This window comes from Micromonospora zhanjiangensis (genome assembly GCF_042650605.1).
Lineage (GTDB): Bacteria > Actinomycetota > Actinomycetes > Mycobacteriales > Micromonosporaceae > Micromonospora_J > Micromonospora_J zhanjiangensis.
Map to the genome: position 1 here is coordinate 1 of NZ_JBHSBN010000082.1, position 3,382 is coordinate 3,382.

Annotated in this window: 2 protein-coding genes; both read right to left on the reverse strand. The window is 69.2% G+C overall.

What is annotated here, in order from left to right; all coding sequences use genetic code 11:
* Window positions 1-645: 645 nt before the first annotated feature.
* A complete protein-coding gene (locus ACFOX0_RS33950; RefSeq protein ID WP_377553748.1) occupies window positions 646-2,682 on the reverse strand; it encodes a family 43 glycosylhydrolase in 2,037 nt (678 codons plus the stop codon).
* Between the two features lie 20 nt (window positions 2,683-2,702).
* Window positions 2,703-3,382: cellulose binding domain-containing protein (locus tag ACFOX0_RS33955; protein ID WP_377553750.1), on the reverse strand; the 680-nt coding region annotated here is incomplete at its 5' end.

Sequence of the window (3,382 nt, forward strand, 5' to 3'; positions counted from 1 at the left end):
ACTGCGCCGCCGCCGCCCCCAACGTCGACGCCGCACTCGCCGGCCCGGCGAACACCAACGTCACACCCGCCGCGGTCACCGCCGCCGCAGTGACTGACATCAACGCGATCACCGGCCGACGGGACCGGGGTTTTCTGCCGACACTGCGGCCGGACGTGTCGTCCATGTCGATCTGCCTTTCTGGAGCTGGGGGATCTGGTGTCGTACCGGGTGGGGTTGCCGGGGGCGGCGGATGAGGTCGCCGCCCCCGGCGACCGCGCGGTCCGGCCGGGCCGGATCACGCGCGGCCTGATCTGGAACGCGTGGAGTTGGTCTGAGTGAGCAGCCATCGGCGCGCGGTGCGCTGCGGTGTCTGCCCGGACCGGTCACCGACGACGAGGTGATTCCCTCGATCCGCGCGCTCCCGGGCGCGGTCGGCGATCCTCAATCGGAGCGTGCCCTTCGCTCCCGAGCCGAAACGTACCATGTTATCGATAACATTCTCAACGGCCTATGTCTGGCGATAGTTTCGGAGCTCGGCCCGACCGGGGATCCGGACCACGCGGGTCTCCCGAACGCGCCCCTCCTGACCACGGCGGAGGCCGCCGCGACGGTGGATGTCGCGGCGGCCTCCGGTCGGACCCGCATCGGGTCAGGTAGTCGGGGTCAGGGAGTGGTGAGGTCGAACCGGTTGACGGTGACCGAACCGCCGAGCGATCCGGTGGCGTAGTTGAAGATGCCGTACCGGTAGCCCATGAAGAACGGCCAGTCGTTGTTCAGCGTGTACGCCGGCCCGAGGGAGGTGAAGTTGACCCCGTCGGTGCTGTAGGAGAACTTCGCCTGCCGGCCGGTGCCGGGTCTGACGTCGGCGTTGACGCGCAGCCAGATCTTGCCGCCGGACACCGCGGCGCTGGCCCGTTCGGTGCCGGTGCTCGTCGTGTTCCAGTTGCTGTCCATGGACAGGCCGTCGACCATCGAGACCCGGGTCTGACCGCTGTCCCGACGGACGCCGATCCAGGCCGAGAGATGTCTCAGCATGGCCAGGCCGGACCGGTCACCGTCGCGCATGGTCGAGTAGTCCAGTTGGATCGTCGCGGTCGACGTCGGTCCCTGGATCCGGTGGGTCAACGTGTTGCGGGCGGCGTACAGGTCGTTCGTGACCGTGGCGGCCTGCAGCCGCAGACCGTTGTTGACCGAGAACTTTGTGGTGTCCGGGTTGTGGTTCCACTCCCAGCGCGGGTCGAGGGTCGGTCCGGGGAAGGTGTCCGGGCCGATCATCGACTTGACCTGGCGCGGTGGTCGCGGCACGTTCGGGAACGGGTAGCTGGCGCCCCAGCCGCCGTTCACCGTCTGGACGCTGGGCCAGCCGTCCGAGCTCCAGTTGATCGGCGCCATCACCGGGATCCGGCCGCCGGGGTACGCGTCGACGAACGCCATGTAGTACCAGGCGCCGTTCTGGGTTTGCACCAGGCCGCCCTGGTGCGGGATGCCGGCTCCGGAGACCGGGGTCGGCATGTTGAGCAGCACCTGCTTCATCTCGTACGGTCCCCACGGGCTGGTCGAGCGCAGCACGTACTGGCCGTTGGCCGGCCTGGTGACCCAGATGTAGTAGTAGTTGCCCCGCTTGTAGAACCGGGAGCCCTCCAGCGTGCCGACGCTCGACGGCGTCGAGAACACCTGCTGGTGCTTCACCTCGGTGGTGCCGTCGGCGGACAGCTGGGCGACGCTCAACTGCGTGTTGCCGTACGCCACGTACATCGTGTCGTTGTCGTCGATCAGCAGCCCGGCGTCGTAGTAGCAGTTGTTGATCCGCGCCTTCTTCTGCCAGGTGCCGTCCACGGCCGACGCGGTGTAGACGTAGGTCCGGTTGAACTCCACGCAGCCGAGCCAGTAGTACGTGCTGTTGCTCTTGCGGTAGTTGAGCGCCGAGGCCCAGATGCCCTTGATGTACGCCCGGCCGCCGGTCAGGTTGTAGTTGTTCGAGTCGAAGTCCAGACTCGGCACCGAGTGCCCGGCGTACTCCCAGTTCACCAGGTCGTACGAGCGCAGGATCGGCGCGCCCGGCGAGTAGTGCATGGTCGAGGCCGAGTAGTAGTAGACGTCGCCCACCCGGATGATGTCGCCGTCGGCGAAGTCCTGCCAGACGATCGGGTTGCTGTAGTTCGCCGACGGCGGCCACGGCCCGTTGGTGGGCGGCGGCGTGGTCGGCGGCGGGGTCGTCGGTGGCGGGGTGGTGGGCGGCGCGGTCGTCGGCGGCGGCTCGGTGGTGGGCGGTGCGGTGGTCGGCGGCGGGGTGTCACCGCAGGCGACGCCGTTGAGGGCGAAGTTGGTCGGCACCGGGTTGCTGCCGGTCCAACTGCCGTTGAAGCCGAACGACACGCTGGCGTTGGTGCCGATCGCGCCGTTGTAGGCGGCGTTGGTGACCGTGACGTTGGCGCCGGACTGGGTGTAGCTGCCGTTCCAGAGCTGCTGGATGGTCTGGCCGGCGCCGTAGGTCCAGGTGAGCCGCCAGCCGTTGACCGGGTCACCCAGGTTGGTGATGTCCACGTTGGCGCCGAAGCCGCCCGACCACGAGCTGCTGATCGTGTACGTCACCTTGCAGCCGCTCGCGGCCTGCGCGGATGTGGCCGCGAACGCCGCTCCGGTCGTGCTGAGCAGGGCGGCCAGCGTGCCGGCCAGCCAGAGTCGTCTGATGCGGTGCACTGTTCTCCTCCGTTACGTGGTCAGGCCGCGGCGCAGCGCAGCGTGGGGGTGGTGTTGGTGCCGTTGACCGAGCCGAGGAAGCCGAACTGGGTGCTGGCCCCGGCGCCCAGCGCGCCGTTGTAGCTGACATTGCGGGCCGTGACGGTGGAGCCGCTGGTGCTGACCGTGGCGTTCCACGACTGGCTGATGGTCTGGCCGTTGGCCCAGGTCCAGGTGACGGTCCAGCCGGAGATGGCGGCACTGCCCGCGGTGACGGTCACCGTGGCCTGGAAACCGCCCTGCCACTGCCCGGCCAGCTCGTACGTGGCGGTGCAGGCACCGCCACCCGGCGGCGGCGTGGACGGCGGCGGGGTGGACGGCGGCGGGGTGGACGGCGGCGGGGTGGACGGCGGCGGGGTCGACGGCGGTGGCGTGGTCGGTCCGCCGACGTTGCCGATGCTGCCGGGCACCGCGCGCAGGGCGTTGTACCAGACGGCGGCCATCTTGTCGTAGCCGCCCGCGGTCGGGTGGATGCCGTCGATCAGGTCACCCGTGGTCAACGCCGAGTGCATGTCGACCAGATGCACGTGCTTCCCGGCGTTCACCTTGCCCTGCACGATGCCGGGAATCGCCGCGTTGAAGGTCCGCACCGCCGACTCCTGACCCGAGTTCGACAACGGGATCAGCTGCGCGACGAACACCTCCGCGTCCGGCACCGTCG